Origin of the sequence: Janibacter sp. CX7 (assembly GCF_024362365.1) — a bacterium.
GTDB lineage: Bacteria > Actinomycetota > Actinomycetes > Actinomycetales > Dermatophilaceae > Janibacter.
In genome coordinates, this window is sequence record NZ_CP101464.1 from 700,464 (window position 1) to 725,235 (window position 24,772).

Below are 24,772 nucleotides of genomic sequence, written 5' to 3' on the forward strand. Positions count from 1 at the left end.
GACCGACTGCCAGGAGGATCTCGTGACCGCACTGCCGGCCAACTTCATCACCGACAACGGCGTGACGATGATCGACGGGCTCGCCACCGGCGTCCTGCTCTTCGTCATCGCCCTCGGCCTCTCGCTCGTCTTCGGCGTCATGGACGTGCTCAACCTCGCCCACGGCGCGCTCTACCTCGTCGGCGCCTACGTCGCCGTCGCCCTCCTCGGGGGCAGCTCGACGATGACGCTGCTCGCCTTCGTCGCCGCCGTGCTCGTCGCGGCGCTCGTCGGCGGGCTCGGGGGGTGGGGCCTGTCGGCGATGGTGCGGCCGGTCGCCCACCGGGGCCACCTCGACCAGGCCCTGCTCACGCTCGGCATCGCGCTCGTCGTGAGCGACCTGGTCTCGATGCGCTTCGGCAACGACGTGCGCTCGATCCCGGCCCCGACCGGCCTCGACGGGAGCGTGTCGATCCTCGGCCAGTCCTACCCGCTCTACCGGCTCGTCGTCATCGGCGTCGGCGGGCTGCTCGCCGTCGTCGCGCTCTACGTCATCGAGCGCACCCGCGTGGGCTCGCTCGTGCGCGCCGCGGTCGTCGACCCCCAGATGGTCTCCGCCCTGGGGGTTGACACCCGGCGACTGGTCACCGGCGTCTTCGCCGCCGGGGCGGCGCTCGCCGCCGCGGGCGGGGTCATCGGCGGCCCGATCCTCTCCGCCTACCCGGGCCTGGACAACCGGGTGCTCCTCCTCGGCCTCGTGGTCGTCGTCATCGGCGGTCTCGGGTCGGTGAGCGGTGCCCTCGTCGGGGCGCTCGTCATCGGGCAGATCGAGACGCTCGGCGTCTCGCTGCTGCCCGACCACGCGAGCTTCCTCGTCTTCGGCGCGATGGGCCTGGTGCTGCTGCTGCGGCCGCAGGGCCTGCTCGGGCGCAAGGAGGCGGCGGCATGAGGTCCCGCGCCACGACGCTCGTCGGCCTCGTCGTCGTCCTGCTCCTCGCCGCGGTGCCCCTCGTGCTGCCGGCGGACGCCGCCAACACGCTCAGCCGGGTCCTCGCCCTCGCCCTGCTCGCCGTCTCCCTCGACCTGCTCGTCGGGGTCTCCGGCATGCCCTCGCTCGGGCACGCCGCCCCCTTCGGTGTCGGTGCCTACACCGCAGCCCTCGTCGCCCGCGACGTCGACGCCTGGGCTCCCGTCCCGCTCCTCGTCGCGGTGCTCGCAGGCGGGATCTTCGCCCTCCTCACGGGCGTGCTCATGGTGCGGACCAAGGGGACCTACTTCCTCATGCTCACGCTGGCCGTCGCCGAGCTCGCGCACGTGCTCGCGCAGCGCTGGGTCGGCCTCACCGGCGGGACCAACGGGCTCTACGGGATCCCGTCGATCACGCTCGTGCCCGGTGGTGAGCCGGTGACGCTCGCCGGCATCCGCTACTGGTGGGTGCTGCTCGTCTTCCTCGTCGGCTTCGCCGTCGTCTGGTGGACCTCCCGCACCGCCCTCGGCCGGTCGCTGCGCGGGCTGCGCGACAACGAGGAGCGGATGGGCTCGCTCGGCTACTCGACCTTCCGCCTCAAGCTGACCGTCTACGCCATCGCCGGTGCGGTCGCCGGCGCGGCCGGCTCGATGTGGGTGGCGCAGAACCGCTTCGTCTCGCCCGAGGACCTCGCCTTCGAGGTCTCCGCCATGGCGCTGCTCGCCGTCGTCGTCGGCGGTCGCGGTCGGCTCTGGGGTGCCGTGCTCGGCGCCGCGCTCGTGACGATCGTGCGCGACGACATCGGCGCCTCGCTCGGCGGTCGCGGACCGCTGCTGCTCGGCCTCGTCTTCATCGCCGTCGTCTACCTGCTCCCGCACGGCTTCGCCAGCACGAGCTGGCGTCGGCTGCTCTCCCGTCGCACCCAGGAGGGATCGGCATGACCACCCAGGCCCCCGCGCTCACCCTGCGCGGCGTGACGAAGCGGTACGGCGCGCTCACCGCCGTCGACGACGTGAGCCTCGAGGTGGCGAAGGGGGGCCGCCACGCCCTCATCGGCCCCAACGGCGCGGGCAAGTCGACGCTCTTCAACCTCGTCGCCGGCGGGCTGCCGGTGACGTCCGGCCAGATCCTCTTCGGCGACGAGGACGTCACCGCGCGCTCGGCCGCGTGGCGGGCGCGGCGGGGGCTGGGCAAGACCTTCCAGCACAGCTCGCTCTTCCTGTCGATGAGCCCGCTCGACAACGTCGCCCTCGCGGCCCAGCGGGTCGCGGGCAAGGGGATGTCCTGGCTGACGCCGGCCTCCCGCCGCTCGAGCGAGATCGACGACGTCGCCGAGCAGTGCGTCGCCGACGTCGGCCTCGCCGACCGGTCGCACATCATGACCGGCAACCTCTCGCACGGCGAGCGGCGCCAGCTCGAGGTCGCCGTCGCCCTGGCGACCCGACCGCGGCTGCTGCTGCTCGACGAGCCCGCGGCCGGGATGTCGCCCGCCGAGAGCGCCCGCTTCGCCGACCTCGTCCGGTCGCTGCCCGACGACCTCACGGTCGTCATCATCGAGCACGACCTCGAGCTCGTCTTCGAGCTCGCCGACCGGATCAGCGTGCTCCACCTGGGGGCGCTCATCGCCGACGGGCCGACGAGCGAGGTCCGTGAGGACCCGGTCGTCCAGCAGGCCTACCTCGGCGAGGACTCCCTCGAGGAGCTCTTCGACGAGACCCCCACCGCACCACCGCCGGTCACCGTGCCGGCCCTGCCCGAGGAGAGCACGCGATGACGGCGAAGGGAGCGGACCTGCGGGTCGAGGGGGTCGAGGCCGGCTACGGCGGCAGCACCGTCCTCACCGGCGTCGACCTGCACGTCGCGGCGGGGGAGACCGTCGCGCTGCTCGGCCGCAACGGCGTCGGCAAGACGACGCTCACGTCGACCGTCGTGGGGTTCGTCCGCGCACAGCGGGGGAGCATCCACATCGGCGACGACGAGGTGACCGCGCTGCCGACCCACGCGCGGGCGCGAGCCGGGCTGGCGATCGTCCCCCAGGGGAGGCGGGTCTTCGCGCCGCTGACCGTGCACAACAACCTGCGCATCGCCGAGGGGGCGCGCGAGAGCGAGTGGACCCTCGAGCGGGTCTACGAGCTCATGCCGAGGCTGCGTGAGCGCCGAGGCAACCGAGGTGACCAGCTCTCGGGCGGCGAGCAGCAGATGCTCGCGATCGGCCGGGCCCTGCTGCTCGGCCCCCGGGTGCTCCTGCTCGACGAGCCCTCGGACGGCCTGGCGCCGGCGATCGTCCAGCAGGTCATGGGGGTCGTGCACGAGCTCGCCCGTGAGGGCATCACCGTGCTCGTCGTCGAGCAGGACCTGCGCGCCGCATTCTCGGTCGCCGACCGCGTCGTCGTCATGGACAAGGGGCGCATCGTCCACGACAGCAGCACCGCCGACTTCCGCGGTGACGCCGACCGGGCCCGCCGGCTCCTCGGCGTGGGGCAATAAAGTGCTACAACCTCTTGACGTATCGCAGATGCAATGTAGAGAATAAGTGTCGTACCCCGACGCCGCGGTCCGTGGCGTCCGACGTCGATCGACGGAAGGCATGACGTGAGCGAGACCACCATCGACAAGGCGGCACCCGCAGAGGCCCAGGCCGCGCCCGCAGCGCAGGACGGCCCCCCGGTCGTCGAGTTCCGCACCTCGCCCGATCGCTACCGGCACTTCCGCGTCACCTACGACGGTGACGTCGCGACGGTCGCGCTCGCGGTCGACGACCAGGGCGGTCTGGTGCCCGGCTACGAGCTGAAGATGAACTCCTACGACCTCGGCGTCGACATCGAGCTCTACGACATCGTCCAGCGGCTGCGCTTCGAGCACCCCGAGGTCAAGGCGGTCGTCATGACCGGCGGCATCGAGCGGATGTTCTGCGCCGGGGCCAACATCCGGATGCTCGCCGGCTCGCCGCACAGCTGGAAGGTCAACTTCTGCAAGTTCACCAACGAGACCCGCAACGGCATCGAGGACGCGACGGCGAACTCCGGCCAGCGGTGGATCGCCGCGCTCAACGGCACGGCCGCCGGTGGTGGCTACGAGCTCGCCCTGGCCTGCGACGACATCGTCCTCGTCGACGACAACAGCTCGACCGTCTCGCTGCCCGAGGTGCCGCTGCTCGGCGTGCTCCCCGGCACCGGCGGCCTGACCCGCGTCGTCGACAAGCGCCACGTGCGCAAGGATCGTGCCGACCTCTTCGCGACGAAGTCTGAGGGCTACCGCGGCCAGACCGCGGTCGACTGGGGCCTGATCGACGCGACCATCCCGCGTCGTGAGTGGGACGAGAAGATCGCCGAGCGCGCGCACGCCGCCGCTGCGGCCTCGACCCGAGGCGGTGCCGCCGGCGAGGGGGTCGAGCTCACCCCGGTCGAGCGCGCCGAGGACGGCGACACGATCTCCTACCGTCACGTGACCGCGACCCTCGACCGGGCTGGGCGCCGGGTCGAGATCGTCGTCTCCGCCCCGACCGAGGAGCCGCCGGCCGATGCCGAGGCCGCCCGCGCCCAGGGCGTCGACTACTACCCGCTGGCGCTGGCTCGCGAGCTCGACGACCTGATCCTCCACCTGCGCACCAACGAGCTGCAGCTCGGCACGTGGGTGCTGCGCGCGAAGGGCGACCAGGCCCTCGTCATCGCCCACGACGACAAGCTCGCGGAGTGGTCCGAGCACTGGTTCGTCAACGAGGTCGTGCACTACCTCAAGCGCACGCTCAAGCGCCTCGACGTCACCTCCCGCAGCCTCGTCGCGGTCATCGAGCCGGGGTCGGCCTTCGTCGGCACCCTGCTCGAGCTGGCGCTCGCCGCCGACCGGCAGTACATGCTCGAGGGGGTCTTCGAGGACGTCGACCCCGACGCCGACCCGGCGACCGTGCGGATCACCGACGCCAACCGCGGCCGCTACCCGATGGGCAACGGCCTGACCCGGCTCGAGTCGCGCTTCTACGGGCGCGACGAGGACCTCGAGGCCGCGCTCGCGACGGCGGGCACGGACCTCGACGCCGCGGCTGCCGATGCCGCCGGCCTCGTGACGGTGGCCCTCGACGACATCGACTTCGAGGAGGAGCTGCGCATCGTCCTCGAGGAGCGTGCGGCCCTCAGCCCCGACGCCCTGACGGGCATGGAGGCCAACCACCGCTTCGTCGGTCCCGAGACCGTCGAGACCAAGATCTTCGGCCGGCTCACGGCCTGGCAGAACTGGATCTTCATCCGGCCCAATGCCTCCGGTCCGGACGGCGCCCTGCGCCGCTACGGCTCGGGTCAGAAGGGCGACTACAACCTCGAGAGGGTCTGAGCACCATGAGCGACGCAGGCTTCAACGCAGCAGCCTGGCTCGTCGACCGGATCGCGCAGGAGCGCGGTGACCACCCGGCCGTCGAGACCCCGACGCAGACCGTCACCTACACCGACCTCGTCGACCTCACCGGTCGCGCCGCCGCGGGACTGCGCTCCCTCGGGCTGCGCCGTGACGACCGGGTGGTCTTCGTGGCCAACGACGACGTCGCCCTCTTCGCGGGCATCCTCGGCGCGATCCGGGGCGGCTTCGTCGCCGTCCCCGTCTCGACGATGTACGGCCCGGACGAGCTCGCCGAGATCATCGCCGACTCCGGTGCCGTCGCCCTCGTGGCGAGCTCGACCTATGCCGAGGCGGCCGTGCGTGCCGCCGGCCGGTGCCCCGAGCTGCGCCACGTCGTCTGGGACGGCGACCCCGGGGCCGTGGCCGCCGACCTCGGCGACGTCGGTCAGCAGTCGTGGGACGAGCTCGTCGCCCGCGGCGCGCAGGCAGACCCGGCCGAGCACGCCCCGGTGCCCACGGGTCCCGACGCCTGGGCCCTGTGGCTCTACACCTCGGGCACGACCGGCAAGCCCAAGGGCGCGATGCACCGGCACGACAACCTCCGCATCGTCACCGAGACCTACGGCGCTCAGGTCCTCGGCATCACGTCGGAGGACCGGTGCCTGTCGGTGGCGAAGCTCTTCTTCGCCTACGGCATCGGCAACTCGATGTTCTTCCCGCTGTCGGTGGGGGCGACCGCCGTGCTCAACCCCGAGCGGCCGACCCCGACCGGCATGGCCGAGCGCATCCGCGAGGGGCGACCCACGCTCTTCTTCGGCGTCCCGACCTTCTACGCCGGCCTGCTGGCGAGCGACATCCCCGACGACACCTTCGCAGGGGTCCGGCTGGGCGCCTCGGCCGGCGAGCCGCTGCCGCGCGGGGTGCAGGAGCGGATGCTCTCGCGCTTCGGCCTCGAGATCCTCGACGGCATCGGGTCGACCGAGTGCCTGCACATCTTCCTGTCCAACCGGCCGGGTGAGATCAAGCCCGGCACGACGGGTAAGGCCGTTCCGGGCTACGACCTCGAGATCCGTGACCTCGACGGCGCCCTCGTCCCCGACGGCGAGCCGGGCACCCTCTTCGTGCGGGGTGCCTCCGCCGCGCTCGGCTACTGGCGTCGCGCCGAGGCCACCCGCACCGTCTTCCAGGGGGAGTGGCTCAACACCGGCGACACCTATGTCCGCGACAGCGAGGGCTACTACGCCTGCATGGGCCGGGCCACCGACCTGCTCAAGGCCGGCGGCATCTGGGTCAGCCCGACCGAGGTCGAGGACCGGCTCCTCGCGCACGACGCCGTCGCCGAGTGCGCCGTCGTCGGGCAGGAGGACGCCGACGGCCTGGTCAAGCCGGTCGCCGTCGTCGTCACCCGCGGGCAGGTCACCGCCGACGAGCTCGACGCCTGGTGCCGGGAGGGGCTCGCGCCCTTCAAGCGGCCGCGGCACGTCTACTTCGTCGACGAGCTGCCCAAAACCGCGACCGGCAAGATGCAGCGCTTCAAGGTGCGCGCTCTCGTCAAGGAGCTCGCCGCGATGGAGGTCGTCTCATGAGCACCACCACCCGTGTCGACCTGCTCATCGTCGGAGCCGGCCCCGTCGGGCTCTTCGGCGCCTACTACGCCGGCGTCCGCGGCCTGCGGACCGCCGTCGTCGACAGCCTCAGCCAGGTGGGCGGCCAGGTGAGCGCGATGTACCCGGAGAAGCAGATCTTCGACATCGCCGGCTTCCCCGCCGTCTCGGGCCGCCAGCTCATCGCCAACCTCGTCGAGCAGGCCGCGCCCTACGACCCGGTCTACCTGCTGGGCCAGGAGGCGCAGGAGCTCGAGCGGACCACCGACGACCAGGGCCGTGAGCGGCTCGTCGTGACGACGAGCACCGGCGACCGCGTCGAGGCGGGGGCGATCGTCGTCACCGGCGGCATCGGCACCTTCTCCCCGCGCAAGCTGCCGGCGGGCGAGGACTTCCTCGGTCGCGGGCTCGAGTACTTCGTCCCGAGCTCGGCGGAGTACGCCGGCCAGCACGTCGTCGTCGTCGGCGGCGGTGACTCGGCCGTCGACTGGGCCAACATGCTCCACCCGATCGCCGAGTCCGTGACGCTCGTGCACCGACGCGACCAGTTCCGCGCCCACCACGGGTCGGTCGAGCAGCTGCACGCGGCGCCCGTCGAGATCGTGCTCAACGCGCAGGTGACCGAGACCGTCGGTGGCCGTGCCCTCGAGTCGGTCATGGTGACGCCGAAGGGGGAGGAGCCCCGCTCCCTTCGCTGCACCCGGCTCGTCGCCGCCCTCGGCTTCACCGCCAATCTCGGCCCGCTGCGCGACTGGGGCGTCGAGCTCCACGACAACCGGCACCTCGTCGTCGACCCGGCGATGCGCACCAACGTCCCCGGCATCTTCGCGGCCGGTGACATCACCGACTACGACGGCAAGGTGCGCCTCATCGCCGTCGGCTTCGGCGAGGTGGCGACCGCGGTCAACAACGCGGCCGTCCACATCGACCCGGAGGCCCAGCTCTTCCCCGGGCACTCCACCGACAACCAGCCCGCGGTCCCGCAGCCCGCCTGAGAGGAACTCACATGCCGTACGTCATCGCCGGACACTGCCTGGACGTCATGGACACCTCGTGCACCGAGGAGTGCCCCGTCGACTGCATCTACGAGGGCGAGCGCAAGCTCTACATCAACCCCAAGGAGTGCATCGACTGCGGCGCCTGCGAGCCGGTGTGCCCCGTCGAGGCGATCAGCCAGGACCGACGGGTGCCCGAGGAGATGCAGGAGCACATCGAGGACAACCGGCGCTTCTTCACCGAGGTCCTCGACGGCCGCGACGAGCCGCTCGGCGCACCCGGCGGCAGCCACAAGACCGGGCCGATCGGGGTCGACACCCCGATGGTCGCGGACCTCTGAGGCGCCGTGCTCGACGGTCACACCCTCGTCGACGCGCACGTCCACCTGCCCGTCCTGCCGACCCTGTCCCCGTCGTGGATCGACTGGGCGCGGCAGTTCGGGCCCGAGGGCCTGCTGGAGCGTGCGTGGGACGCCGACGGCGTCCCACGCCCGGCGGTCGTCGACGAGCTCTTCGCCGAGCAGGGCGTCGACGTCGCGATCCTCTTCTGCGAGTACAGCCCCAAGGCGACGGGCATGCAGCTCTTCGACGACCTCCTACCCGTCGTCGAGCACAACCCGCAGCGCTTCCGCCCGATGGCCAACGTCAACCCGCACCTGCACTTCCCCCTCGGGGACGAGGTGCGCCGCCAGCTCGGGCACGGTGCCGCGGGGCTGAAGCTGCACCCGGTCCACGGCGGCTTCACCTGCGACGACCCGATGCTCTACCCGGCCTACCAGGTGCTGTGCGAGGAGGGGGCGCCGCTCGTCGTGCACTGCGGCACCTCGACCTTCGCCGGGTCGTCCAACCAGTACGCCGACCCCTCGCACCTGCTCGCCGTGACGCGCGACTTCCCCGAGCTCGACATCGTCCTCGCCCACGGCGGGCGCGGCTGGTGGTACGAGCAGGCGGCCTTCATGGCGCTGAGCAACCCGCACGTGTGGATCGAGCTGTCGGGCCTGCCGCCCAAGCGCCTGCCGCAGTACTACGCGGCCTCCGGCCTCGAGCGGCTGGCGCGCAAGATGATCTTCGCGACCGACTGGCCGGGCGTGCCCGGCACCGACGTCAACGCCCGCGCGGTCGCCGACCTCGTGCCCGACGAGGATGTGCCTGCGGTCCTGGGGGGCAACGCCCTTCGCATCTACAAGCACCTGACCGAGGCGGCCTGACATGGCGATCTACGCCCTCGGCGACGCGGTGCCGACGATCCCCGCCTCCGCCTTCGTCCACCCCGACGCCGTCGTCATCGGCGACGTGACGCTCGGCGAGCGCGCCTCGGTGTGGCCCACCGCGGTCCTGCGTGCCGACTTCGGCCGGATCGTCGTCGGCGACCGCACCTCGGTGCAGGACGGCACCGTCGTCCACGTCATCGAGGAGCAGCCGACGACGATCGGTGCCGACTGCGTCGTCGGGCACAACGCGCACCTCGAGGGCTGCACGATCGGCGACTGGTGCCTCGTCGGGTCCGGGTCGGTCGTGCTCAACTTCGCGTCCGTCGGCACGGGCTCGGTCATCGCGGCCGGTGCCGTCGTGCGCGAGCGGGCGCAGGTGCCCGCCGGCTCGATGGCCGTCGGCGTGCCCGCGCAGGTGCGCCCGGTCCCGGCCGACGCGGCGGAGTGGATCCGCTTCGGCGTCGGCGAGTACCTGGACAACTCCACCCGCTATCGCGACCAGCTGCGTCGGCTCGACTGACGCACGAGGAAGGGAACCCACCATGTCCGATGCCACCACCGGCGTCCCGGCGTCCGAGCTGAGCGACGAGGAGCTCGAGGCGCAGGGCAAGAGCGCGCACGAGACCCGCAACTGGGTCTTCCTCCACGGCAGCGCCGAGCAGTTCGCCCACCACACGGCCCGCATGCTCGAGCTCGAGCGCGAGTACGTGCGCCGCCACCCCAAGCGCACTTGGCAGGGCAGCGGCGGCGCGGCCACCGACCTCGCCCAGACCGCCGCCTCCTGGCGCGAGACGGTGCGGGCGGTCATCGCCCAGCTCGAGGCGCTCGTCGAGCTGCCCGACCCCGCGCCGAGCGACGCCTCGGCGACCGCCGACCCGGTGGCCGCCTTCCTCCAGCGGCTCGCCGACAACGGCGGCCGGCTCAACAAGCTCGAGGCCCACCAGGTCGCCCGCGAGGTCGGGCTCGACCCGGCCGTGCGGGCCGAGCTCTACCGTGCCGACCCCCAGCTCGTCGCCACGGAGGGCACCGACCGGGTGCTCACCGACGCCGGCCGCGCCCGGCTGAGCGGCCAGGGCGCCGGATGAGCGGCGCCCGCCGGGCCTATCTCGTCGACGGGGTCCGCACGCCGATCGGTCGATATGGCGGGGCGCTGTCGAGCGTGCGCCCCGACGACCTCTCGGCGCACACGATCCGCGAGCTGCTCGCCCGGCACCCCGACCTCGACCCGGAGCTCGTCGACGACGTCGTCGTCGGCTGCGCCAACCAGGCGGGGGAGGACAACCGCAACATCGCACGGATGGCCGCGCTGCTCGCCGACCTGCCCGTCACGGTCCCCGGGACGACGATCAACCGGCTGTGCGGCTCGGGGCTCGACGCCGTCGGCTACGCGGCCCGCGCGGTCGTCGCCGGCGACGCCGACCTCGTCGTCGCCGGTGGGGTCGAGAGCATGAGCCGGGCCCCCTTCGTCCTGCCGAAGGCCGAGACCCCCTTCGCCCGGGGGATGGGCGTCGAGGACACGACGATCGGGTGGCGCTTCGTCAACCCCGAGATGGAGCGGCGCCACGGCACCGACCCGATGCCGAGGACGGCGGAGAACGTCGCCGTCGACGACGCCGTCTCCCGCGAGGACCAGGACGCCTTCGCGCTGCGCTCGCAGGAGCGGGCGGCCGCCGCCATCGCCTCGGGCCGGCTGGCCCGGGAAATCGTCCCGGTCACCGTGCCCCGACGCAAGGCCGACCCCGTGGTCGTCGACGCCGACGAGCACCCGCGCGCGACCTCGCTCGAGGCGCTCGGTCGGCTGCGGCCGCTCTTCGACGGTGGGTCGGTGACCGCCGGCAACTCGTCGGGCGTCAACGACGGCGCCGCCGCGCTGCTCGTCGCCTCGGAGGAGGCGGTGGAGCGTCACGGCCTGACGCCGGTCGCCCGGGTCGACGCGGTGACCGCCATCGGCGTCGAGCCGCGGGTCATGGGGCTCGGCCCCGCGCCGGCCGTCACCCGACTGCTGACGCACACCGGCGTCGGGCTCGACGAGGTGGGCGTCATCGAGCTCAACGAGGCCTTCGCCTCGCAGGGCCTGGCCGTGCTGCGCCGGCTCGGCATCGCCGACGACGACCCGCGGGTCAACGCGCACGGCGGTGCGATCGCCCTCGGTCACCCGCTCGGGATGAGTGGTGCCCGGATCGCCTGGTCGGCCGCCCTGTCGATGGCCGACGGCGACCACGACCACGCGATCGCGACGATGTGCATCGGCGTCGGGCAGGGCATCGCCGCTCTGCTCTCGCGCCCGTGACCCGACTGGTTGGATGGACCCCATGATCGACACCCCGCTCATCCGCATCGACCGCCACGAGTCCGGCGTCGTCGAGGTCGTCCTCGACCGCCCCGAGGCGATGAACGCCGTCTCCACGCAGATGGCGACCGCCCTCACCGCGGCCGGTGGAGCCCTCGCCGACGACACCTCGGTGCGGGCCGTGGTGCTCACCTCGAGCCATGACAAGGCCTTCTGCGTCGGCGCGGACCTCAAGGAGCGCAACGGCTTCACCGACGAGCAGCTGCGCGCCCAGCGCCCGGGCAACCGGCTGGCCTACCGCGCGCTGCTCGACCTGCCGGTGCCGACGATCGCCGCGGTCGACGGCTATGCCATGGGCGGCGGCTGCGAGCTCGCGCTCGCTTGTGACCTCATCGTCGCCGGGCCGCGGGCGCTCTTCGCGCTGCCGGAGGTCTCGGTCGGGGTCATCCCCGGCGGTGGCGGCACGCAGCTGCTGACCCGCCGCATCGGCTGGTCGCGGGCGGCCGACCTGATCTTCACCGCGCGCCGGGTCGATGGCGAGGAGGCCCTGCGCCTCGGCCTGGCCGACCGCCTCGTCGACGACGCGAAGGGGGAGGCTCTCGCCATGGCGGCGACCATCGCCCAGCACTCGCCGGTGGGGATGCGCAATGCCAAGGCGGCCATGCGTGGCGGCCTCGACCTCACCCTCGACGAGGGCCTCGACCTCGAGGACGCCCGCTGGCACGACACGGCCTTCAGCGCCGACCGCGCCGAGGGCGTGCGCGCCTTCGCCGAGAAGCGCACGCCCGACTGGCCCGGTCTGGGCTGACCGGCCGTCGGTGCGAGGCCATAGGGTGCAGATGTGATCGACCTGCACACCCACAGCGCCCGCAGCGACGGCACCGACGCGCCCGGTGAGCTCGTCCGTCAGGCGGCGGGGGCCGGGCTGACGACGGTGGCGCTCACCGACCACGACACGACCGTCGGGTGGGAGGAGGCGGCGCAGGCGGCCGCCGAGCACGGCGTCGCCCTCGTCCGCGGGGCCGAGCTGTCGACGCGGCACCAGGGGCGCTCGGTCCACCTGCTCGCCTACCTCTTCGACCCTCAGGACGCGGCCCTCGCCGAGGAGATGCGCCGGATGCGGGACGACCGCGTGCCGCGACTGCAGCGCATCGTCGAGTACATGGCCGCCGACGGCTTCGACATCACGTGGGACGACGTCCTCGCGCAGGCCGACGGCCCGGCCTCCCTCGGCCGCCCGCACCTCGCCGACGCCCTCGTGGCCAAGGGGCTCGCCCCCGACCGCAATGCCGTCTTCGCCGACTGGCTGCACAACGGCTCGCGCTACTACGAGGCGCACTACGCGGTGGGCACCGAGGAGGCCGTCCGGCTCGTGCGCGCCGCCGGCGGGGTCCCGGTCGTCGCCCACCCCTTCGCCGCGAAGCGCCAGCGCTCGCTCGACGCCGACGACGTCGCCCGCCTCGTCGACGCCGGGCTGCTCGGCCTCGAGGCCGACCACCGCGACCACGACGACGCCGGTCGCCGCCTGGCCCGCGAGCTCGCCGCCGAGCACGACCTGCTCGTCACCGGCAGCAGCGACTTCCACGGCGACGGCAAGACCAACCGGCTCGGTGAGAACACGACCGACCCCGAGGTGCTCGCCCGCCTCGAGTCGCTGGCCACCGGGCTGCCGGTCCTGCGATGAGCTGGGTCGAGACGGGCGACGAGCGGGCTCGCCAGCAGCACGTCGTCGACACCCTCGAGTCCGCCTTCTCCGACCTCATGGCCGCCTCGCCCGACGCCTTCCGGGTGAAGTTCCGCAAGATGGCCGATTCCCCCTTCGCCTTCTATCGCGGCAGCGCCTGCCTCTTCCACCGCGACATGGCCTCGCTCGACGAGCCGTGGACCGACGAGCGGACCTCGCGGGTGTGGATCCACGGCGACCTGCACGTGGAGAACTTCGGCACCTACATCAACTCCCACGGCGAGCTCGTCCTCGACGTCAACGACTACGACGAGGCCTATGTCGGGCCCTACACGTGGGACCTGCGGCGATTCGTCGCCGGGCTGGCGGTCATGGGCTGGCGCAAGGCCCTGCCCGAGCAGGACGTCCGTGACCTGGCGGCGACCTACCTGCGCAGCTATCTCGAGCAGGTCCACGACTTCGTCGCCGGTGCCATGGACACCGACTTCGCGCTCCGGCTGGGCAACACCGAGGGTGCCGTGCACGCGACCCTGCAGGCGGCTCGGCGCAACAGCCGGTCCGCGCTGCTCGACGCGGCGAGCGAGGTGACCGACGAGGGGCGCCGGTTCACCGACGGGCCCGGCGTGCGCCGCCTCGACGACGACGAGCGCGGGCGGGTCCTCGAGGCCTTCGCGCGCTACGTCGAGACGATCCCGGAGGCGAAGCGGGCCGAGCACGAGACCTTCTACGAGGTCAAGGACGTCGTCGGGCGCTCCGGCTTCGGCATCGGCAGCGCCGGTCTGCCGGCCTACAGCCTGCTCATCGAGGGCTTCGACGAGGCGCACGAAAATGACATCCTCCTGTCGATGAAGCAGGCCAACCACCCCGCGCTCGCCGACGTCGTCGACCTGCCGCAGGCTCGTGACCTCTTCGCCCACGAGGGGGAGCGGACCGTCGTCAGCCAGCGGGCGCTGCAGGTGCACGCCGACCCGCTGCTCGGCTACACGACGGTCGCGGGCGTCGGCTTCGTCGTCGACGAGGTCTCGCCCTACGAGATCGACCTGTCGTGGGACGAGCTGCACGAGCCGGTCGACATGGAGCCGGTCGTGCGCGACCTCGGGCGGGCGACGGCCAAGATCCACTGCGTCTCCGACGCCGACAGCGACCACACCGTCGTCGACTTCCAGACGGAGGAGGCGATCGCCTCGGTCCTCGAGGGCCGCGAGGAGGAGCTCGTGGGCGACCTCGTCGACTTCGCCGTCGCCTACGCCGAGCGGGTCCGTGCCGACCACGCGCTCTTCGTCGAGGCCTTCCGCCGGGGCCGCATCGGGCGCGTGCAGGCGGTCTGACCCGGGGCGAAGGGGGAGCCCGTCACCTCGACGAGGCCGCGACGTGACGCGCGCCGCGGGGTGGTGACGCCCCGGCAGGGCGCCGACCTGAGAGGATGGCGGCGCATCCCGACGGACAGAAGGGCGTCACACGTGGCACGTGCGAAGAAGGCGGCGATCATCGCGGTCGCCAACCAGAAGGGCGGGGTCGCCAAGACGACCTCCGTGGCCTCGATCGGCGCCGCCATGGCGGAGCTCGGCAAGCGCGTGCTGCTCGTCGACCTCGACCCGCAGGCGAGCCTGACCTTCAGCCTCGGCATCGACCCCGACGCCGTCGAGCTGTCGGTCAACGAGGTCGTCCTCGGCCAGGCCGAGATCGCCGACGCGATCCTCGAGGCGAGCGACGGCATCGACCTGCTGCCCTCGACGATCGAGCTCGCGGGCTCCGAGGCCCAGCTGCTCACCCGTCCGGGGCGCGAGTTCGTCCTCCAGTCGGTCCTCGAGGATGTCCGCGAGGACTACGACGTCGTCCTGCTCGACTGCAGCCCGAGCCTGGGCGTGCTCACCCTCTCGGCGCTCACGGCCGCGACCGGTCTGATCATCCCGATGCAGGCCGAGATGCTCAGCCACCGCGGCGTCGGCCAGCTGCTCGACACGGTCAAGGACGTCAAGAAGCTGCTCAACAAGAAGCTCAAGACCATCGGCATCCTCCCGACGATGTACGACGGCCGCTCCAACCACGCCCGCGAGGTGCTCGAGGACCTCGGCACGCGCTACAAGCTGCCGGTGCTCTCGCCGCCGATCCCGCGCACGGTGCGCTTCGCGGAGGCGCCGGCCGCGGGCCGCTCGATCCTCGACACCGCCCGCTCGAGCAAGGGTGCCGCCGCCTACCGCGAGGTCACCGAGGCCATCCTCGCCGCGATCTGAGTCGCCCCGTGCCCACCCTGCAACGCGCTCGTACCCTCGCCGTCGGCGGCCTGCGCGCCGTCGTCACCCGTGATCCCGCCGCACGACGTCGGGTCGTCGACCCCCTTCGTGCCCGGCTGCGGCCGACCCCGCTCACCGGCGCCGCCCCGCTCGTCGCCGCCTATGCCCGCGGCGCGGAGCAGATCGGCGTCGACGACCTGGTCGCGACCGGCCACCGCACCCGCTCCGCGCTGCTGCGTGATGCCGCGCGGCTGCTCGCCGAGCGCACCGGCGCCCCGAGCTGGCGGGCCGGCTGGGCCGAGCTGCTCGTCACCAGCGGTGACGCCGAGCTGGCCCGGACCGGGTCGGCCGTCTTCCGCGAGCTCGTCGACGAGGGTCACGCCGGTGCCCTGACCGCGCGGCAGTGCCTGCTGCACGCCCACACCCTGCTCGCCCGGCAGACCGAGGCGGGCGAGGGCGCGGCCGTCCTCGCGGCCCAGCTGCCCGAGCTCACCCAGCTCTCCGACGACGAGCGGCTCGACCTCGAGACCGACCTGGCGCACCCCGGCACCGCCGGTGACGGCGAGGCGTGGTGGGCGCTGCTCACCCGCCGCTGGCGCGACGCCGGGATGCTCGTGCCCCGCCGGCTCACCGACGACGAGCTCGCGGCGGTCGTCGGGGCGGAGTCGGTCGCGGCCTTCGGCGACGACCTCGATGTCTACGACCGCGTCGGCCCCGACCGGGGCGAGCTCGCCGCCCGCCGGGAGGGTCTGCGCGAGCGGGTCCGTGAGGCGACCGGCCGCGACATCGACCCCGACGAGCTGCCGCTCGTCAGCGTCGTCGTCACCGCCTATCGCCCGGGCCCGTGGCTCGCCACGGCGATCCGCGCCCTGCTCGACCAGACCTGGTCACGGCTCGAGGTGCTCGTCGTCGACGACGCGTCCGGCCCGGACTTCGCCGACGAGATCGCCCGCATCGCCGCGCTGGACCCGCGGGCGCGGGTCATCACCCGTGAGCGCAACGGCGGGGCCTATCGCGCGCGCAACCTCGGTCTGGCCCAGGCGAAGGGGGAGTACCTCGCCTTCCTCGACGCCGACGACTGGTGCCACCCCGAGCGCATCGAGCGCCAGGTGCTCCCGCTGCTCGCCGACCCCTCGCTCGTCGCGACCCACGCCCTGGCGATCCGCGCGAGCGAGGACCTCCGGCTCGCCTGGCTTGGCTACCCGGCGGTGCGGCACAACGCCGCCGGGCTCGTCATGCGGCGGTCGACGCACGACCGCGTCGGCAGCTTCGACGACGTGCGCAAGAGCGCCGACAGCGAGTACAACGCCCGGATCGAAGCCGTCACCGGCCAGGTCCCGCCCATGGTCACCCCGCCCCTGCAGATCACCCGCTTGCGCTCGGGGTCCTTGTCCCGCAGCGACTTCGGCGTCGGCTGGGGCATCGGCGCGCGGCTGGCCTATCGCTCGGCCTACAAGGCGTGGCACCGCCGCCTCGCCACCGCCAGGACGAAGGGGGAGCTGCCGCCGATGGCCGAGGGGGCCGACGTCCCGCAGGAGCTCGTCCTCGACTGGGCCACCCGGCACGGCGAGTCCGACCCCGAGCGAGAGAGCGCGCCGGGCCGTCCCTTCACCGCACCCCACGCCTGGATCTCGACGCGGCCGCTCGCTCCCTTCGACCTGCTCGTCGTCGACGACGCCGCCGACACGATGGCCGACCCGGCCGAGCTGCGGGGTGTGCTCGACGAGCTGCTCGACCTCGACCTGCGGGTCGCGCTGCTCCACCGCGAGAACCCCGCGCGCCTGCGCCTCTACCGCAAGGGCCTGCTGCCTGCGGTGCGCCGGCTCGTCGACCACGCCGACGACCTCGTGCAGGTGCACCCCGAGGAGCACGTCGAGGCGGCGGTCACCTGGGTGCGCCGCGCCGAGGCACTGTCCGTCGGCCGGCCCGCGCCCGACCTGACGACGGGCGAGGTGCTCGTCACCCGGCCCACCGCGACCCGCACCCACCGGGTCGACCCGGCGTGGACCCACGCCGCCGTCGAGGCCGAGCTCGCCACGTGGGGCGTGCCCGAGGGGAGCGCCCTCTGGCTGCCCGAGGACGAGGTCCGCGCCCGGATCCACCAGCTCGCCGAGGAGATGCGATGAGTGCACTGTCCGGACCGGCCCAGGCGGTGCGGTCCGCCGTCCGCGACGCGACCGCGGGGCCGCGTGCCCGGCGCGAGGAGAGCAGGCGGCGTGCCCGGGTCATGGCCCCGGCCGCCGGGGAGCGACGCTCCCACGAGCGGCTGCGCGTCGAGGTGCACGCCTCGGAGCGGGTGCGCGCCGGCCTGGCCGGTCAGTGGCTGATCACCGACGAGGACCCCGAGGCGGTGCTCGTCGAGGTCGACGCGCGCTCGGCGGTGACCGTGGCGGCGCCCTTCGCCCGGCAGCGTGCCGCCGTCGCAGGGGTCGAGGTGCCGGTCATCGTCTGGGTGACGAGCAGCGCCCGGGTCGTCGCCGACGACGTCGCGCGGCTCGTCGAGGGCGTCACCGCGCCCGTGCACATCCACGTCGACGACGCCGCGAGCGTGCCCGAGTGGGCCGCCGCACTGGGGCGCGAGGTGCGCCACCTCGCGCCCGCCGTCGACCACACCGTCCACGCACCCTCGGTCGTCGGCTCCACCGCACGGCGGGAGCAGGTCGTCGCCCTCGTCGGTGACGCCGACGTCGACCTCGAGCGACTGGCGCCCGTGCAGCCGCAGCGGCTCGACGTCGTCGGGGGTGACGACGCGGCGAGCGAGCTGCCGGGCGACCGCCCCGTCCTCGGGCGCTACCGCGCGGCCGCCCTCGTCGCCGATCGACCCCTGACCCCCTGGCTCGCCCTCGAGGCCGCCGCCGCCGGCACGGCCCTCGTCGGCACCGGCCCCACGATCGAGCGGCTGCCCGACGAGCTGGCCGACCGTGCCTGCCGCGTTGAGGACGACACCCAGCTGGCGCTGCAGGTGCGCGCCCACCTGTGGCAGGACGAGCTCGTCGAGCGGGTCGCCCTGCCGGCCGCCCGCGTCGTGCGGGGCGGGCACACCTTCGCCCACCGGGCCGCCGACCTCGAGGCCCTCGTCGGACGCTCCCGCGACCTGCGGGAGGCGACGGGCGCTCCCTTCGACCGGAGCGTGAGCGCGGTCATCTCGACCAACCGGGCCCACGAGCTCGACACCGTCGCCGACAACATGGCCCGGCAGTCGCTGCGCGAGAGCGGCGAGCTGCAGGTCGTCCTCGTCCTCCACGGGCTCGACGTCGACGTCGCCGAGGTGGAGGCGCGCTTCCGCGAGCGAGGCATCGACCAGCTCGTCGTCGTGCCCGCCGACGCCTCGCTCACGCTCGGCGCCTGCCTCAACCTCGGCATCGACGCCAGCGACGGCGCGCACGTGGCGAAGATCGACGACGACAACTTCTACGGTCGCCACTACCTGCTCGACCTCGTCGACGCCGTCGACTACTCCGGGGCGGGGATCGCGGGCAAGTGGGCGCACTACACGTGGCTGCGCAGCACCGGCGCCGTGATCCTGCGCTTCCCCAAGAGCGAGCACCGCTACGAGCGGCTCGTGCAGGGCGGCTCGATCCTCATGCGTGGTGAGGTGGCGCGGGGGCTGCGATTTTCCGACCTGCCGCGGGCGGTCGACACCGACCTGCTCAACCGCGCGCAGGCTGCGGGGGTGCGGACCTACTCGGCCGACCGGTTCAACTTCGTGAGCATCCGGGGCACCGACCGGCACGCCCACACGTGGACCCTCGAGGACGCGTCCTTCATGAATGCCTCGAGCCGGGTGGTCTTCTACGGCGACCCGCGGGAGCAGGTCGAGGTCTGACGCGGGTCACTCCCGGGCGCCGAGCACCTGCTCGTAGACCTGCGCGTAGCGCGGGCCGTTGGCGGCCCAGGAGCGCTCGGCCTCGACCCAGGCACGGCCGGCGGCGGCGAGCTCCGTGCGACGCTCCGGGTCACCGGCCAGGCGGGCGAGCGCATCGGTCAGCGCGTCGGCGTCCCCGGCGGCGAAGGACTCGCCCCACGCGCCCTCGCCGGTGATCTCGGTGAGGGCCGGCAGGTCGGAGACGAGCACGGGCAGCCCGGTGGCCATCGCCTCGAAGGGCTTGAGCGGCGTGACGAGCCGGGCCGCCTGCTCGTCGACCCGGGGCACGACGAAGACGTCGATGAGGGCGTAGTGGTCGAGGACCTCGTCGTGGGGGACCCGGCCGGTGAAGACGACGGCGTCACCGGCGTCGACCGCGGCGGCGTGTGCCTCGAGCTCGGCGCGGCGGGTGCCGTCGCCGACGACGAGCGCGACGGCGTCGATGCCACGCTCGCGCAGGGCGACGGCGGCGTCGACGAGCAGCTCCTGACCCTCGCGGTAGTGGTCGAGGTTTGAGACGTAGCCGAAGACGAAGCGGTCGCGCAGGCCGTACTGGTCGATGAGGTCATCTCGCCGGGGGCGGGGTGAGAAGGCCTGCGCGTCAACGCCATTCGGCACGACGTGGACGCGGTCGCCGGGCACGCCGCGGCTGATGATGTCGGAGCGCATCGACTCGCTGAGGGTGATGACGGCGTCGGCGGCGAGCATGCAGCGGGTGTCGGTGTCGCGGCGCCGGCGATAGGTCTCGGCCGACTCGGCCCGGTCGAGGTCCTGGCTCCAGATCGCCTCGAAGAAGCCGCGGACCTCGTAGACCCACGGGATGTCGAGGGCCTCGGCGACGGCCCGCCCGACGAGTGCGGCCTCGTAGCCGCGGCCACCCGAGTGCACGTGGAGCAGGTCGGGGGCCTCCTCGGCGACGGCGGGCAGCAGGGCGCTGGCATAGGCGTCGAGATAGCTGTCGACGCGCTCGGTGCCGGGGACGTGGTCGCGCAGCAGGTGACGGTGGCGCACCCCGTGGACCATCTCGACGTCGGGTGCGTCGCCGCCCGGGAAGTCGAGCGCCGTGATCGCGACCGGCTCCATGCCCGCGTCGGTCTGGGCGGCGAGGTTGTAGCGGGTGCGCACGGAGTAGCCGGACTGCCGGTGGGGCAGGGCGATCTTCAGCAGGTGGACGACGCGGCGCCCGGCTCCGGGCTCGGACCGCTCCTGCAGGGTGCGGGCGGCGGCCACGGCGGCCGGGTCGAGCGAAGGGGACCACGTCGGGTCGGTCTCGCGCAGCCGGCCGGTGACCTGGTCGAGGGCCGCCGTGAGCCGGGTGCGGGCCGGACCGGCGAAGCGCGGCGTCGCCGCGAGCTCGGCCCGAGTCACCTCCGCCTGCAGGCTCGGCTCGCCGGCCCGCGAGGAGCTGCGCCGCGCCTGGTCGAGGAATCCGGTGTCCCGACCGAGGGCGTCGAGCTCGGCGCGGACGAGGTCGACGGCCGCGGCGTGGTCGCGCTGCTCGGTCAGCGCCGCGAGACGGGCGGTGACGGCCGCCGCGCTCGACCCGTCCGAGGCGGTGGGACGGGGACGCAGGCGCTGCAGGGTCGCGTAGGTCCGGCGGGCGGCGCCGCGGGCGAGGCTCTTGGGGTCACGCACCCGAGGCAGCCTAGTTCGCCGGGCCGAAGGGAGCCGGGAGGCCGGCCCCCTTCGCACCGGAGGAGCTGCTCAGCTCTCCGAGCCCGAGGACTGCGACTGGCCACCGCGGGTGCGGCGGCGGTTGCGGCGACGACGGGGACGGGACTCGCCGTCCCCCTTCGCCTCGCCCTGACCGGAGCGCTCGCCACCACGGCCTCCGCCGTTGCCACCACGACCGCCACCGTTGCCGCCACGACCGCCACCGGAGCGGCGACCGCTGGACTTGCCGGTCTCGCCGAGGTCCTCGAGGCGCTCGGCGTCGAGGCCCTCGCGGGTGCGCTGCCCGCGGGGGAGGCGGCCCTTGGTGCCCTCGGGGATGTCGAGGTCGGTGAAGAGGTGCGGGCTCGAGGAGTAGGTCTCGACGGCCTCGGGGATGCCCAGGTCGAGGGCGCGGTTGATCATCGCCCACTTCGTCTCGTCGTCCCAGTCGACGAAGGTGACGGCGATGCCCGTGTTGCCCGCGCGGCCGGTGCGGCCGATGCGGTGGACATAGGTCTTCTCGTCGTCGGGGCACTGGTAGTTGATGACGTGGGTGACGTCGGTGACGTCGATGCCGCGCGCGGCGACGTCGGTGGCGACGAGGACGTCGACCTTGCCGTTGCGGAAGGCACGCAGCGCCTGCTCGCGGGCGCCCTGGCCGAGGTCACCGTGGATCGACGCCGCGGCGAAGCCCCGGTCAGTGAGCTCGTCGGCGACCTTGGCGGCGGTGCGCTTGGTGCGCGAGAAGATGATCGTCAGGCCGCGGTCCTTGGCCTGCAGGATACGGGCGAGCATCTCGACCTTGTCCATCGCGTGCGCGCGGTAGACGAACTGCTCGATCGCCTTGACGGTGTGGCTGTCGCCCTCGCCGTCCTCGCTCATCGCGCGGATGTGCGTCGGCTGGGTCATGTAGCGACGGGCCAGGGCGACGATCGCGCCGGGCATCGTCGCGGAGAAGAGCATCGTGTGGCGGGCCGGGGAGGTCATCGCCATGATCTTCTCGACGTCGGGCAGGAAGCCCAGGTCGAGCATCTCGTCGGCCTCGTCGAGGACGACCGTCTTGGTGCCCGACAGGTCGAGGTGGCGCTGCTGGGCCAGGTCGATGAGGCGACCGGGGGTGCCGACGACGACGTGGACGCCCTTCTTCAGCGCCTCGATCTGCGGCTCGTAGGCGCGACCACCGTAGACGGTGAGCACCTTGATGCCCAGGCGCTTGCCGGCGCGCTCGAGGTCGGCGGCGACCTGGCTGGCCAGCTCACGGGTCGGGGCGACCGCGAGGGCCTGCGGGCGGACGTCGTCGGACTCGAGGTCGATGCGGTTGAGCATCGGGACGCCGAAGCCGAGGGTCTTGCCGGTGCCGGTCTTGGCCTGGCCGATGATGTCGTGACCGGCGAGGGCGACGGGCAGGGTCATCGCCTGGATGGGGAAGGGGTGGACGATCCCCGCGTCGGCGAGGGCCGCGACGATCTCGGGGTGGACGTCGAAGTCGCCGAAGGTCTGCTGCGCGGCCTCGGGCGCGGTGCCCTCGATGTCGGGGGTGGCCTGGACGGCCTCGCGCTCGGCGTCGGACGCGGGCACGGTCGTGTCGGGCTCAGTCATGAATCTCTCGATCAGCGTGGACGACGCATCGCGCGCCGTGGATGGCACGGGCCGATCGGAGGTGAGTCAAGCGGTCCGCCGCCACGAGGGGCGACCGCGCCGGACGTCTCGTCCGGGGAGAAGGATGCCGACCGGGCACCGCTGGTCGTCGTCATGCTACCCGCGACCCCCTCCCGGAGCCGAAACGTGGCCGGTGCGCCACTAGGCTGCGACCCATGAGCGAGCAGGTTCCCCCTTCGTCCACGCCCGAGCTCGGCACCCGCGAGCGCGAGGGGACGATCGAGCTCCTCGGGGTCATCGCCTACGGCGCGATCTCCGGCTTCACGCGGATGGCGGCGGACTCCGAGATGGCCCGCGACCTCGTCCTCAAGCGGGCGCTGGCGCGCATGGCGGTCCGGGAGTTCCAGAGCCACGAGCAGCTGTGCGACCACATCGTCGCCCTCGGCGGCGACCCGGTCGCCGCCATGGCGCCCTTCGAGGACGCCTTCGAGGCCTACCACGCGCGCACCCGCCCGCGTGACCTGCTCGAGGGCATGGTCAAGGCCTACATCGGCGACGGCATCGCCCGTGACTTCTTCGTCGAGATCTCGCGCTACGTCGACCCCTCCGCCCAGGCGGTCATCGAGCAGACCGGGGGTCTGCAGGCCGACCGCGACACGATCGTCGACGCGGTGCGTCGCGGCATCAAGCAGGACCCGCGTCGCGGCGGTCCGCTCGCGCTGTGGGGCCGACGGCTCATGGGCGAGGCCCTGACGCAGGGGCAGGTCGTGGCCGCCCAGCGCGAGGCCCTCAGCGAGCTCGTCCTCGGCCTGAGCCACGACCGCCCCGGCGCCACCCTCGCGGAGGTCGGTGAGCTCATGCAGCGGCTCACCGACCGGCACCAGCAGCGGATGGCCCGCCTCGGCATGTCCGCCTGAGCGCCGCGTCCCGAGGGTGACCCGTCCCCACGACATGCCGAAGGGGGGTCCCGCCGACTCGGCGGGACCCCCCTTCGTCGTGGTGCGTCAGACCTGCTTGCGGCCGGCGATCATCCCGTAGAGGACGATCAGGACGGCGGCGACGACGACACCGACGATGACGGCGAGGAAGCTGAAGTCCGTCTTCGTGCCGTTGATCAGGTAGGAGCCGATCAGCGCGCCCAGGACACCGAGGATGACGGTGACGAGCGTCGAGATGCTCTGCTTGCCCGGCAGGACCAGACGAGCGAGCGCGCCGATGATGGCGCCGACGATGACGGTGACGATGATGGTCCACACAGTGAATCACTCCTTCTGCGTCCGACAGGGGTGAGCGGACGCGCTCAGGCAGCCCGTGCGGGCTTCCGTGACCAACATAGACTCCTGAGGCGGGTGGGGCGACTCTCAGGAAGTGACGATTTGGGTGCGGCGACCCGCAGGCCCGGCGATCAGGCGCCGAAACCGACCCGTCCGCGGCTGGGCTCGCCGACCTCGACGTAGCCGAGGGCGCCGGCCGGGACCATGACGCGACGGCCCTTGTCGTCGGTGAGCACGAGCGCTCCGCCGTCGAGTGCGGTGCGCACGGCGGCCTCGATCTCCGCCTCGGCGCCGGTCGCCTCGATGACGATCTCGCGGGCGACGTTCTGGATCCCGATCTTGACCTCCACGGTCACTCCTTCGTTGTCGACGGGTGAGCTCGGGCTCATCGTGTCACTCACTCCCGACAGCGGCGGTGCCGGGGTCGTCGGTGGTGCCCATGCGGTTGACGGGGAAGGAGCCGAGACCGCGCCAGGCGAGGTGGCCGGCGGCCTGCGCGGCGACGTCCTTGGTGAAGTGGGCGCCGTGCGCGAGCCAGGTGCGCGCCATGACCTGCGCGGCACCGGACATCGCCAGACCGAGCATCTCGGCCAGCTCCTTGGGCAGCGGGGTGTCCTCGGTGATCCGCTGGGTCATCGCCTCGCCGAGCTGCGCCTCGAGGGCGTCGATCCGGTGACGCACCTGCGGCTCGTTGGTCAGGTCCGACTCGTAGATCAGGCGGAAGGCGCCGCCCTCGTCGGCGACGAAGTCGAAGTAGGCGCGGACGGTCGCGTAGACCCGCTCCTCGTGGTCGTCGCTCGAGTTGAGCGCCTCGAGCACGAGTGACTCGAGGTGGTCGCACTGGTCGTCGAGGAGGGCGAGGTAGAGGTCGAGCTTGCCCGGGAAGTGCTGGTAGAGAACGGGCTTGGAGACGCCCGCCTCGTCGGCGATGTCCTCCATCGCGGCGGCGTGGTAGCCCTTCGAGACGAAGACGGTCAGGGCGGCGCCGAGCAGCTGCGCCCGCCGCTGGGCACGGGGCATCCGCTGGACGCGGGTACCGGTCGCGTGGGAGCTCATGGTTCCTCCGGGATGGGTGGCTCACCGTGTGG

Annotated in this window: 24 protein-coding genes; 19 read left to right on the forward strand and 5 right to left on the reverse strand. The window is 73.0% G+C overall.

The annotated features are described in order from the left end of the window. Nucleotides 1–22 precede the first annotated feature (22 nt). From NMQ01_RS03560 to NMQ01_RS03645, 18 genes are all read left to right on the forward strand, one after another. Nucleotides 23–928, forward strand: a complete 906-nt coding sequence (locus tag NMQ01_RS03560; RefSeq protein ID WP_255185496.1) for a branched-chain amino acid ABC transporter permease — start codon at nucleotides 23–25, stop codon at nucleotides 926–928. Further along, entirely contained in the window at nucleotides 925–1,887 is a 963-nt protein-coding gene (locus NMQ01_RS03565; RefSeq protein WP_255185497.1) for a branched-chain amino acid ABC transporter permease, read from the forward strand. The genes NMQ01_RS03560 and NMQ01_RS03565 overlap by 4 nt, the downstream gene beginning before the upstream one ends. After that, nucleotides 1,884–2,720, forward strand: coding sequence for an ABC transporter ATP-binding protein (locus NMQ01_RS03570; protein ID WP_255185498.1), 837 nt, complete (start codon nucleotides 1,884–1,886; stop codon nucleotides 2,718–2,720). The genes NMQ01_RS03565 and NMQ01_RS03570 overlap by 4 nt, the downstream gene beginning before the upstream one ends. Next, on the forward strand, nucleotides 2,717–3,433 hold the full coding sequence (locus tag NMQ01_RS03575) for an ABC transporter ATP-binding protein (RefSeq protein ID WP_255185499.1): 717 nt from the start codon (nucleotides 2,717–2,719) through the stop codon (nucleotides 3,431–3,433). Before NMQ01_RS03570 ends, NMQ01_RS03575 begins: the two co-directional genes overlap by 4 nt. 105 nt (nucleotides 3,434–3,538) lie before the next feature. Further along, a complete protein-coding gene (gene boxC / locus NMQ01_RS03580) occupies nucleotides 3,539–5,272 on the forward strand; it encodes a 2,3-epoxybenzoyl-CoA dihydrolase (protein WP_255185500.1) in 1,734 nt (577 codons plus the stop codon). Between the two features lie 5 nt (nucleotides 5,273–5,277). Continuing rightward, nucleotides 5,278–6,861: a benzoate-CoA ligase family protein gene (locus NMQ01_RS03585; protein WP_255185501.1), complete on the forward strand. Its 1,584-nt coding sequence runs from the start codon at nucleotides 5,278–5,280 to the stop codon at nucleotides 6,859–6,861. Further along, nucleotides 6,858–7,874, forward strand: coding sequence for an NAD(P)/FAD-dependent oxidoreductase (locus tag NMQ01_RS03590; RefSeq protein ID WP_255185502.1), 1,017 nt, complete (start codon nucleotides 6,858–6,860; stop codon nucleotides 7,872–7,874). The genes NMQ01_RS03585 and NMQ01_RS03590 overlap by 4 nt, the downstream gene beginning before the upstream one ends. Before the next feature lie 11 nt (nucleotides 7,875–7,885). Next, nucleotides 7,886–8,215 carry a ferredoxin gene (fdxA, locus tag NMQ01_RS03595; RefSeq protein ID WP_255185503.1) on the forward strand — a complete coding sequence of 110 codons (330 nt, stop codon included), beginning with the start codon at nucleotides 7,886–7,888 and terminating at the stop codon, nucleotides 8,213–8,215. A gap of 6 nt (nucleotides 8,216–8,221) precedes the next feature. Further along, nucleotides 8,222–9,082, forward strand: coding sequence for an amidohydrolase family protein (locus NMQ01_RS03600; protein ID WP_255185504.1), 861 nt, complete (start codon nucleotides 8,222–8,224; stop codon nucleotides 9,080–9,082). A gap of 1 nt (nucleotide 9,083) precedes the next feature. Next, the gene (locus NMQ01_RS03605; protein WP_255185505.1) at nucleotides 9,084–9,605 is read left to right on the forward strand and encodes a gamma carbonic anhydrase family protein; all 522 of its coding nucleotides are present in this window, start codon (nucleotides 9,084–9,086) and stop codon (nucleotides 9,603–9,605) included. Nucleotides 9,606–9,627: 22 nt separating this feature from the next. Beyond that, nucleotides 9,628–10,170 carry a DUF6158 family protein gene (locus NMQ01_RS03610; protein ID WP_255185506.1) on the forward strand — a complete coding sequence of 181 codons (543 nt, stop codon included), beginning with the start codon at nucleotides 9,628–9,630 and terminating at the stop codon, nucleotides 10,168–10,170. Next, a complete protein-coding gene (gene pcaF, locus NMQ01_RS03615) occupies nucleotides 10,167–11,375 on the forward strand; it encodes a 3-oxoadipyl-CoA thiolase (protein WP_255185507.1) in 1,209 nt (402 codons plus the stop codon). Before NMQ01_RS03610 ends, pcaF begins: the two co-directional genes overlap by 4 nt. Before the next feature lie 22 nt (nucleotides 11,376–11,397). Further along, a complete protein-coding gene (locus NMQ01_RS03620; protein WP_255185508.1) occupies nucleotides 11,398–12,183 on the forward strand; it encodes an enoyl-CoA hydratase/isomerase family protein in 786 nt (261 codons plus the stop codon). Between the two features lie 33 nt (nucleotides 12,184–12,216). After that, nucleotides 12,217–13,059 (forward strand): PHP domain-containing protein, encoded by an 843-nt coding sequence (locus tag NMQ01_RS03625; protein WP_255185509.1) that lies wholly within the window; start codon nucleotides 12,217–12,219, stop codon nucleotides 13,057–13,059. Beyond that, nucleotides 13,056–14,387 (forward strand): DUF2252 domain-containing protein, encoded by a 1,332-nt coding sequence (locus NMQ01_RS03630; protein ID WP_255185510.1) that lies wholly within the window; start codon nucleotides 13,056–13,058, stop codon nucleotides 14,385–14,387. Before NMQ01_RS03625 ends, NMQ01_RS03630 begins: the two co-directional genes overlap by 4 nt. Nucleotides 14,388–14,519: 132 nt before the next feature. Continuing rightward, entirely contained in the window at nucleotides 14,520–15,293 is a 774-nt protein-coding gene (locus NMQ01_RS03635; RefSeq protein WP_255185511.1) for a ParA family protein, read from the forward strand. A gap of 8 nt (nucleotides 15,294–15,301) precedes the next feature. Beyond that, entirely contained in the window at nucleotides 15,302–17,419 is a 2,118-nt protein-coding gene (locus NMQ01_RS03640; protein WP_255185512.1) for a glycosyltransferase family A protein, read from the forward strand. Further along, complete coding sequence (locus NMQ01_RS03645) at nucleotides 17,416–19,119, forward strand: glycosyltransferase (protein WP_255185513.1); 1,704 nt, start codon at nucleotides 17,416–17,418, stop codon at nucleotides 19,117–19,119. The genes NMQ01_RS03640 and NMQ01_RS03645 overlap by 4 nt, the downstream gene beginning before the upstream one ends. 6 nt (nucleotides 19,120–19,125) lie before the next feature. Here NMQ01_RS03645 and NMQ01_RS03650 read toward each other — a convergent pair whose 3' ends face one another. Both NMQ01_RS03650 and NMQ01_RS03655 read right to left on the reverse strand, forming a co-directional pair. Then, entirely contained in the window at nucleotides 19,126–20,793 is a 1,668-nt protein-coding gene (locus NMQ01_RS03650; protein ID WP_255185514.1) for a glycosyltransferase family 4 protein, read from the reverse strand. A 69-nt stretch (nucleotides 20,794–20,862) separates the two neighbouring features. Beyond that, nucleotides 20,863–22,410, reverse strand: a complete 1,548-nt coding sequence (locus NMQ01_RS03655; protein ID WP_255185515.1) for a DEAD/DEAH box helicase — start codon at nucleotides 22,408–22,410, stop codon at nucleotides 20,863–20,865. Between the two features lie 215 nt (nucleotides 22,411–22,625). Between NMQ01_RS03655 and NMQ01_RS03660 the strand changes: the two genes are divergently transcribed. Then, nucleotides 22,626–23,327: a ferritin-like fold-containing protein gene (locus tag NMQ01_RS03660; protein ID WP_255185516.1), complete on the forward strand. Its 702-nt coding sequence runs from the start codon at nucleotides 22,626–22,628 to the stop codon at nucleotides 23,325–23,327. Nucleotides 23,328–23,414: 87 nt separating this feature from the next. Here the strand turns inward: NMQ01_RS03660 and NMQ01_RS03665 are convergent, their stop codons facing one another. From NMQ01_RS03665 to NMQ01_RS03675, 3 genes are all read right to left on the reverse strand, one after another. Beyond that, nucleotides 23,415–23,666 carry a GlsB/YeaQ/YmgE family stress response membrane protein gene (locus tag NMQ01_RS03665; protein ID WP_255185517.1) on the reverse strand — a complete coding sequence of 84 codons (252 nt, stop codon included), beginning with the start codon at nucleotides 23,664–23,666 and terminating at the stop codon, nucleotides 23,415–23,417. 149 nt (nucleotides 23,667–23,815) lie between these two features. Continuing rightward, a complete protein-coding gene (locus tag NMQ01_RS03670; RefSeq protein ID WP_255185518.1) occupies nucleotides 23,816–24,034 on the reverse strand; it encodes a DUF3107 domain-containing protein in 219 nt (72 codons plus the stop codon). Nucleotides 24,035–24,077: 43 nt separating this feature from the next. Further along, nucleotides 24,078–24,740: a TetR/AcrR family transcriptional regulator gene (locus tag NMQ01_RS03675; protein ID WP_255185519.1), complete on the reverse strand. Its 663-nt coding sequence runs from the start codon at nucleotides 24,738–24,740 to the stop codon at nucleotides 24,078–24,080. Between the last annotated feature and the right edge of the window lie 32 nt (nucleotides 24,741–24,772).